Annotated in this window: 10 protein-coding genes; 5 read left to right on the top strand and 5 right to left on the bottom strand. The window is 72.3% G+C overall.

What is annotated here, in order from left to right; all coding sequences use genetic code 11:
- Nucleotides 1-65: 65 nt before the first annotated feature.
- Both flgC and L2I40_RS17220 read right to left on the bottom strand, forming a co-directional pair.
- The gene (gene flgC / locus L2I40_RS17225; RefSeq protein WP_237216425.1) at nt 66-473 is read right to left on the bottom strand and encodes a flagellar basal body rod protein FlgC; all 408 of its coding nucleotides are present in this window, start codon (nt 471-473) and stop codon (nt 66-68) included.
- Between the two features lie 17 nt (nt 474-490).
- The gene (locus tag L2I40_RS17220) at nt 491-925 is read right to left on the bottom strand and encodes a flagellar basal body rod protein FlgB (RefSeq protein ID WP_237216424.1); all 435 of its coding nucleotides are present in this window, start codon (nt 923-925) and stop codon (nt 491-493) included.
- A gap of 110 nt (nt 926-1,035) precedes the next feature.
- On the opposite strand from L2I40_RS17220, the gene L2I40_RS17215 reads away from it, so the two are divergent.
- From L2I40_RS17215 to L2I40_RS17195, 5 genes are read left to right on the top strand one after another with little or no spacing between them, the layout of a single operon-like run.
- Entirely contained in the window at nt 1,036-1,290 is a 255-nt protein-coding gene (locus L2I40_RS17215) for a hypothetical protein (protein ID WP_237216423.1), read from the top strand.
- A gap of 37 nt (nt 1,291-1,327) precedes the next feature.
- Nucleotides 1,328-1,603 carry a flagellar biosynthetic protein FliO gene (locus L2I40_RS17210; RefSeq protein WP_237216422.1) on the top strand — a complete coding sequence of 92 codons (276 nt, stop codon included), beginning with the start codon at nt 1,328-1,330 and terminating at the stop codon, nt 1,601-1,603.
- Nucleotides 1,600-2,319, top strand: coding sequence for a flagellar type III secretion system pore protein FliP (gene fliP, locus L2I40_RS17205; protein WP_237216421.1), 720 nt, complete (start codon nt 1,600-1,602; stop codon nt 2,317-2,319). Before L2I40_RS17210 ends, fliP begins: the two co-directional genes overlap by 4 nt.
- Before the next feature lie 28 nt (nt 2,320-2,347).
- Nucleotides 2,348-2,743 carry a heavy metal-binding domain-containing protein gene (locus L2I40_RS17200; RefSeq protein WP_372491073.1) on the top strand — a complete coding sequence of 132 codons (396 nt, stop codon included), beginning with the start codon at nt 2,348-2,350 and terminating at the stop codon, nt 2,741-2,743.
- Between the two features lie 53 nt (nt 2,744-2,796).
- Complete coding sequence (locus L2I40_RS17195; RefSeq protein ID WP_237216420.1) at nt 2,797-4,185, top strand: hypothetical protein; 1,389 nt, start codon at nt 2,797-2,799, stop codon at nt 4,183-4,185.
- Nucleotides 4,186-4,215: 30 nt separating this feature from the next.
- Here L2I40_RS17195 and speE read toward each other — a convergent pair whose 3' ends face one another.
- From speE to L2I40_RS17180, 3 genes are all read right to left on the bottom strand, one after another.
- Nucleotides 4,216-5,091, bottom strand: a complete 876-nt coding sequence (gene speE / locus L2I40_RS17190; RefSeq protein ID WP_237216419.1) for a polyamine aminopropyltransferase — start codon at nt 5,089-5,091, stop codon at nt 4,216-4,218.
- An 89-nt stretch (nt 5,092-5,180) separates the two neighbouring features.
- Entirely contained in the window at nt 5,181-5,627 is a 447-nt protein-coding gene (gene speD, locus L2I40_RS17185; RefSeq protein ID WP_237216418.1) for an adenosylmethionine decarboxylase, read from the bottom strand.
- 195 nt (nt 5,628-5,822) lie between these two features.
- Nucleotides 5,823-6,274, bottom strand: a 452-nt coding sequence (locus L2I40_RS17180; RefSeq protein WP_237216417.1) for a hypothetical protein, incomplete at its 5' end; no start/stop codon positions are given.

The raw sequence follows: 6,274 nt of genomic DNA, 5'->3' as shown, positions 1-6,274 counted from the left end.
CAGCGCTGCGGTAGGCAGCGGCGGCCGCGGCCGCGATGCCGTCGGTGGCCATGCTGGGCCCGGCTTCAGCGCAGCGCTTCGATGGCGCGCGTGAGCATGGCGCGCGTCGTCTCCAGCACGGCGAGGTTTGCGCTGTAGCTGCGCTGCGCCTCGCGCATGTCCATCACCTCGACGAAGCCGTCGACGTTCGGCGTCTTCACGTAGCCGTCCGCATCCGCGGCCGGGTGGCCCGGCTCGTAGCGGCGCGGGAAATCGCCCCCCGCGGTGCCGACGCGCGAGACACTCACCGTTTCCACGCCCATCGCGCGGTCGAGCTGGTTCGAGAAGGTCACGGTCCGCCTCCGATAGGGGTCGGCGCCTGGCGCCTCGCCCGTGCTGTCCCTGTTGGCCAGGTTCTCCGCCACCACGCGGAGCCGCGTGGATTGCGCCGCCATGCCCGCGACCGAGATGCGCAGCGCCCGCTCGAGGTCCATCGCCCCCCGTCCCTCCGCTACCGGCCGAGTGCCATGCGGAACATGCCGGCGAAGCTGCGGTGCACGGCCATGGCGAGTTGATGCGCCGTATCGGTTTCCGCGATGCGGACCGCTTCGCGATCGAGCGACACGGCGTTGCCGTCCGGCGCGACATCGCCGGCCTGCCGGTCCGGGCGTGCCTGCGGGATCGCCTGGCTGCCGGATCCATGGCCTGGCTGCGTCCGCGCCAGCACCAGCCGCATCTGCCCGGCCAGTTCGCGGCCGAAGGGCGTCAGGTCGCGCGGGCGGAAGCCGGGCGTGTCGGCATTCGCGACGTTCTGCGCCAGCACCGCCTGCCGCCGGTCGAGCCAGCCGAGGCGACGCTCCGCCAGCGTCAGCGGATCGTGTCGCTGCGCCGCCTGTGCGGCCCGTGTCGGGGCGGCCCCCGCGCCGAATCCGTGCATCGCGTCCATGCGACGCACCCTGCCCTGCAACAGATGAACAAATCCTGAGTGCCGGGATCCCGAACAACGCGCCGCGTCCTTCAGCGCGCGTTTACCGTCGCGGACCTAGAGCGGCATCCATGCAGAGCATGGTCCAGCACAGCGCGGCGGTCCGCGCGGCCATCGAATCGCTCGGCGGCACCATCGCCGTCGCCGCGGCCCTCGTGGATGGCGGGCGGCGCATCGACCTCGCGGGACTCGAGCGCGACTGCGCCGTGCTCTGCGCCGCGGTGATGACGCTCGACATGCCCGAAGCACGGCGGCTGCGCCCGGCGCTCGAGGACCTGCTGTTCCGCGTGAACGGCCTTGCCGCACGGCTCGACCCGCCGGACTGACCCCCTCCTCATCCGCGCGTCCCAGGACGGAGACCGCATGCCAGACATCGGCTGGACCGCCACGACGGGGGCGCTCGCCCTCATCGCCGTGCTCGGCGGACTCGTGCTCACGCTTCGGGGCGTGCGGGCGGCAGGCTTGGCGCAGACACCGGGACGGCGCCTCGTCGTGGTGGAGGCCGTCGCGCTCGACACGCGCCGCCGCGTCGTGCTGCTCCGGTGCGACGGGCGCGGCTTGCTGCTGCTGACCGGCGGGGCGCAGGACCTCGTGCTGGGCTGGCTTCCGCATGAGCGCACGATGGACCCGCCGGCATGATCCGCTCCGCCTTCCTCGCCCTCGTCCTCGCGCCGGGCGCAGCGGCGGCGCAGAGCGTCAGCCTGGATCTCGGCGCCGGCGGCGCGGGCGCGACGGCGCGGCTCGTTCAGCTGACCGCGGCGATCGGACTGCTCTCGCTGGCGCCGGCGCTGCTCGTCATGGTCACCGCCTTCGCCCGTATCGTCATCGTGCTGTCGTTGCTGCGCACCGCGATCGGCGCGCCGTCCATTCCGCCGAATTCGGTGCTGATCGCGCTCGCGCTCTTTCTCACCCTCTTCGTCATGGAGCCTACGCTGCAGGCGAGCTGGGAAGCCGGGCTGATGCCGATGTCGGAGGGCCGCATCGGCGAGGCGGAGGGGCTGGCCGCCGCCGCGGAGCCGTTCCGGCGCTTCATGGCGGCGCAGGTGCGCGATGCCGATCTCGCGCTGTTCCTGGACCTGGCGCGGCTGCCGCCGGCCACGGCGGAGGATGCGCCATGGCGCGCGCTGATGCCCGCCTTCCTGGTCGGCGAGCTGCGCCGCGCCTTCGAGATCGGCGTGCTGATCTTCCTCCCTTTCCTGGTCATCGACCTCGTCGCGGCGAGCGTGCTGATGTCGCTCGGCATGATGATGCTGCCGCCGACCATCGTGGCGCTGCCCTTCAAGCTGGCCTTCTTCGTGACCGTGGATGGCTGGCGGCTGGTGGCCGGCAGCCTCGTGCAGGGCTTTGCGCTATAAGCCTGCCGTCCCGTCCCGGAGGCTCCGCATGATCTTCACCACCACCAACGGCATCGAGGGCCGCGAGGTCGAGCGCTACATCGGCATCGTCTTCGGCGACGCCGTCGTGGGTGTGAACGTGTTCAAGGATCTGCTCACCGGCCTGCGCGACATCGTCGGCGGGCGATCCGGCACCTATGAGCGCGAACTCGGCGCGGCCCGGGATACCGCCCTGACCAACCTCACCGCCCGGGCCCATGCGCTCGGCGCAGATGCCGTGCTCGGCATCGACTTCGACTACGAGGTCCTCGGCTCCAGAAACGGCATGCTGATGGTCAGCGCTTCCGGCACGGCGGTGCTGCTGAAGCCCCCGAGCGGCGCAGGCGTTGGCACAGGCGGCGCTGGAGGTGGCGCCTCGGGCCCCTGGAGCCGCCAGGGCGGTTGATTTCCTCGTTGCGCCAGCGCGCACCTCCTCCGTAACGTCCGGGCGGAGGTCCGATGCGGCGTGTCGTCCTGTTGCTGCTCTGCCTGCTGGCCTGGGACCGCGCCGCCGCGCAGGGCACGTCGCGCGAGGCCGAACTCGCGGCCAAGATCGGCCTCACCTGCTTCCCGGCGGGGCCGGACGGGCGCGTCGCCACGACAGGGGGGGAGGTCCGCGCGGCGATCGTCGCCCATGTCCAGCGCGCCGCGCCGGCCGCCCGGCTCGAGGGCGTCCGGCAGGTCGCCACTGCCGTCACCACCATCGCCCTGACCATCCGGCCACCCGACCTGCCCGCCGAGGATCCCTGGCGCGCACGCTGGCCGGAGACATATTTCGCCGCCGTCCTCGTGCCGGCCGGGGAGGGCGTCGGCGCGGCCGGTCTGCGGCTCGCCAGCGTCCGCCCGCCGGCGCCGGAGCGCGACCGCACCGGGCTGCAGATCGAGTTCGACCAGAACGCCGGCTGGCTGCCCTCGCGCTGGGACGTCCTCGTCTTCGCCTGCCACGGGCAGGAGATCCGCGCCTTCGGCGAACACCGCGTCTATCTCTCGAGCCTGCGGCTTTCCGCGGCGGCGGGGCTGGCCTCCGTGGCGGGGCTGTACCTGGTGCTGGCGCTCGCCTCGGCGCATGTCCAGGCGCGGCAGTTCGCCCATGCGCGGGAGGTGGCGCGGCGGGACGGCGCCGACCTCTCGCGGCTCGCCTTCGCGCTGCGGCCGACGGTGATCATGCAGGACGCCTTCGGGCATTGCAGCCTGTCGCGCTTCCAGGTGCTGCTCTTCACGCTCGTGCTCACCGGCGTCTACGCCTACGTCATGGTGCGGACCGGCGAGTTGCCGGATCTCTCGCCTACGGTGCTGATGCTGCTCGGCATCACGCTCGCCGGCGCCACGCTGGCGCGCGCCGCGGACGGGCCGGTCGTGGACACGCCGAACCGGCTCTGGCTGCTCGGGACCGGGGTGATCGACCCGACGCCGCGGCTGCCGCGATGGCGCGACCTGCTGGCCGGTGACGGAGAGATCGACGTGACGCGGGTGCAGGCGGTGGTCTTCAGCCTGTTCGCGGCGGTCGCGCTGGTGGTGAACGGCACCGCCAACCTCGAGCAGTTCGAGATTCCCGACCAGATCGTGCAACTGATGGGAATCAGCCAGGCCGTCTACGTCGCCGGCAAGGCCTTGCCGCGCGAGGCGGCGACGCGGCTGAACGCGGAGATCCGCGCGTTGCGCGAGGCGGAGAACGCCGCGCTGGCCGCGCCCGGCGACCCGGCGGCGCAGCGCGCGTTCGAGACGGCGCGCAACGCCGCCGGATCGGTGCTGTTCGACGTCTTCGGCGAACGCTTCGACGACGGCACACTGCGCGGCCTGACGCCGGGCCTGCGGCGCGAGCCGCCGCCGGCGGCGCAGCTGGGTTAGGCGGCGAGGCTTCGCGCCGCCCTGGCCCGCTCAGTCGTGGCCGCGCGGCAGGTGCCGGGCGATGTAGGGCGGCAGGTGGAAGGCCGCGGCGTGGATCTCGGGCGTCCAGTAGCCGGTGGTGTCCAGCACGCCCGCGACCTCGGCGCGGCGGCGGATCTCCTCGACGCCGACATGGCGAAGCGCCGCATCCTTGGCCGCCCAGCCGAGGGTCATGTAGCCGCCGACATAGGTCGGCACCGCGGCGACATAGGCCCAAACATCGGGGAAGGACTTCGCGCGGCGCAGCGATGTCTCGCGCAGTTCCTCCGCCTGCATGGCGGGCACGCCGCACTGGTTCACGATCAGCCCGCGGTCGGACAGGAGGCGCGCGGAATTGGCGTAGAACTCGTCGGTGAACAGCACCTCGCCCACGCCGATCGGGTCGGTGCTGTCCACGATGACGGCGTCGAAGCTGCCGGCCGGTGCCTGGCGGACATAGTCGATGCCGTCGCCGACGATTACCTCGGCCCGCGGGTCGGTCCAGGCGTCGCCCGCGATGGCGGGCATGAACTCCTTGGCGAGGCGGATCACCTCGCCGTCGATCTCGACCATCACCGCCTTCTCGACCGTGCGGTGCTGCAGCACGCGCTTCAGCACGCCGCCGTCGCCGGCGCCGATGATCAGGACGCGCTTCGCCTCGCCATGCGCCAGCAGCGGCACATGGGTGATCATCTCCTGGTAGACGAACTCGTCCATCTCGGTGATCTGCACCACGCCGTCGAGCAGCATGACGCGGCCATGCGTGTGGCTTTCGAACACCATGATGTCCTGGAAGTCGGACTTCACCCGCGCGAGCTCGCGCTTCACCAGGAATCGCTGGCCCCATTCGGCGTAGAGCGTCTCGTTCACCCAGGAATCGGTGGCCATCGCAATCGTCCCGTCGCAGGCGTGCCGTCGCACGCAAAAAAGGGCCGGACCCTTCGGCCCGGCCCTCTACACCCTTTCGCCGTCCGGCGTCAGCCGATCAGGCCGCGCTTGTGCTCGGCAAGCTGCACGCGCTCCGGCTGGAAGCCGCGCTTGATCGCCGGAATCGCCTTGGCCGGGTCGCATTCGCCGCACATGAAGATGTCGATCGCGGCGTAGTCGCGCTCGGGCCAGGTGTGGATGGAGATGTGGCTCTCCGCCAGCACCAGCACGCCCGACACCCCGCCATTGGGCGAGAAGTGGTGGAAGTGCCCGTGCAGGATGGTCGCACCCGCGGCCAGCGCACCCTCGCGCAGCGTGGCATCGATGTGGTCCGGGTCGTCGAGCCGCGACGCGCCCCACAGGTCCACGATCAGGTGCACGCCGGCGAAGCGCAGGCCGCCGCGGTTGATGAAGTAGTCCCGCTCAACCTCGGGGTTGTCGGTCCGGGCGTCGCTCGGCAGATCCGAGACCATCCCCGGATGGACGAGAGCTTCCATGGCGGGCTCCTCCAGCCAGCAGATGACCTTGGTGGCCGCGGCGCGCGGCACCTCGTGGGGTCAACGGCCGGCGCATATGGGGCAAGGGGGTCGGGGGCGCAAGCGAATTCGGACCCCCCAGGCCGAAAAAAACGCGGGTGCCCCCCGCGGGCCACGCGGAGCTTCACCGGCCGCCCCCGGGGGCTGGCCGGAGAGTTACCTTGCCTCCCCCGGGCTTGCCCGCAACCTGTCCAGCCGCGCGGGAAGCGCCCGGGCGAGTTCGAGCTCGGCCCTTGCGCGTGGCAGATCGCCCACGCCGCCGACCGGGCCCGCGGTGAGCAGCGCGAAGGTGTCCTCGAGGGCGCCACCCGACATGCGCGCGGCGTGCGCGGTGCGCAGCGCCTCAAGTGCCGCCGAATCGCCGGACAGGGCGAGAAGCGCCGCGGTGCGGGCGACGAGCTGCCGCTCATCATCGCCCAGCGGCTGCGGGGCGGGCGGCAGCGCCACGGCCAGATGCGCCTGCAGCGTCGCCGCCGCGCCCGACCAGTCCTGCCGCGCGGCGAGGAACTCGGCGAGTTCCGGCGCGCCCTCGGGGCCCGCACTCCGATACGCGCGAACCGCCTCCTCGACCGCGCCGAGCCGGGCGAGCGCCCGCGCCTCGGCCACGG

Origin of the sequence: Falsiroseomonas oryziterrae (assembly GCF_021864505.1) — a bacterium.
GTDB lineage: Bacteria > Pseudomonadota > Alphaproteobacteria > Acetobacterales > Acetobacteraceae > Falsiroseomonas > Falsiroseomonas oryziterrae.
Note: the sequence above shows the minus strand (reverse complement) of the source record. Positions and strands in the feature narration are given on the sequence as shown.

What these genes read in the sequence shown, in the direction of transcription:
- flgC (WP_237216425.1), bottom strand. Translation starts at nt 473, where the DNA reads ATGGACCTCGAGCGGGCGCTGCGCATCTCGGTCGCGGGCATGGCGGCG.
- L2I40_RS17220 (WP_237216424.1), bottom strand. Translation starts at nt 925, where the DNA reads ATGGACGCGATGCACGGATTCGGCGCGGGGGCCGCCCCGACACGGGCC.
- L2I40_RS17215 (WP_237216423.1), top strand. Translation starts at nt 1,036, where the DNA reads ATGCAGAGCATGGTCCAGCACAGCGCGGCGGTCCGCGCGGCCATCGAA.
- L2I40_RS17210 (WP_237216422.1), top strand. Translation starts at nt 1,328, where the DNA reads ATGCCAGACATCGGCTGGACCGCCACGACGGGGGCGCTCGCCCTCATC.
- fliP (WP_237216421.1), top strand. Translation starts at nt 1,600, where the DNA reads ATGATCCGCTCCGCCTTCCTCGCCCTCGTCCTCGCGCCGGGCGCAGCG.
- L2I40_RS17200 (WP_372491073.1), top strand. Translation starts at nt 2,348, where the DNA reads ATGATCTTCACCACCACCAACGGCATCGAGGGCCGCGAGGTCGAGCGC.
- L2I40_RS17195 (WP_237216420.1), top strand. Translation starts at nt 2,797, where the DNA reads ATGCGGCGTGTCGTCCTGTTGCTGCTCTGCCTGCTGGCCTGGGACCGC.
- speE (WP_237216419.1), bottom strand. Translation starts at nt 5,091, where the DNA reads ATGGCCACCGATTCCTGGGTGAACGAGACGCTCTACGCCGAATGGGGC.
- speD (WP_237216418.1), bottom strand. Translation starts at nt 5,627, where the DNA reads ATGGAAGCTCTCGTCCATCCGGGGATGGTCTCGGATCTGCCGAGCGAC.